At 67.7% G+C, this 609-nt stretch carries 1 protein-coding gene; it reads left to right on the top strand.

All coding sequences use genetic code 11. The annotated features are described in order from the left end of the window. Window positions 1-169: 169 nt before the first annotated feature. On the top strand, window positions 170-609 hold a 440-nt coding region (locus EN859_RS35175; protein WP_189502470.1), incomplete at its 3' end, for a transposase zinc-binding domain-containing protein.

The raw sequence follows: 609 nt of genomic DNA, 5'->3' as shown, positions 1-609 counted from the left end.
ACGTCGACATTCGCGTCATCCAGGTCCTGCTCGGCCATGCCCGGCTCAACACGACCGCGCGTCTCAGCCCATGTCGCCACCAAGACGATCCACACCGTGATGAGTCCGCTCGACCGGATCAGCCTGCTCACAGAGGGCGAGATACGAGCGGACAGATGACGCGACGGCGGTGCGCCGCCCGTCCCTGGAGGTCGCCGACATCTTCCATCGCCATGGCGCCGCCTGGCGCGCGGCCCATGCCGGCCATCTGAGCCTCGGCCAGCTGAAGGTGATGGCGGCGATCGAGACCTGCCGCACCGCGGCGCTTGGCGGTCACGTCGAGGCGTGCGAGGACTGCGGCCACAGTCGCATTGCGTATAACAGCTGTCGCGACAGGCATTGCCCAAAGTGCCAAGGCGCGGCGGCTAAGGCGTGGCTCGCCGCACGCCAGGCCGATCTCTTGCCGGTCGGCTACTTCCACGTCGTCTTCACCCTGCCGGCCGAGATCGCCGCCATCGCCTATCCCAACAAGGCGGTGATCTACGACCTGTTGTTCCGCGCCGCCTCCGAGGCACTGCTCACCATCGCCGCCGATCCAAAGCACCTCGGCGCCCGCATCGGCATCACCGC

The organism is Mesorhizobium sp. M00.F.Ca.ET.216.01.1.1, assembly GCF_004010325.2.
Taxonomy (GTDB): domain Bacteria; phylum Pseudomonadota; class Alphaproteobacteria; order Rhizobiales; family Rhizobiaceae; genus Mesorhizobium.
The sequence above is the reverse complement of the archived record's forward strand: the minus strand, read 5'-3'. Positions and strand labels throughout refer to the sequence as shown.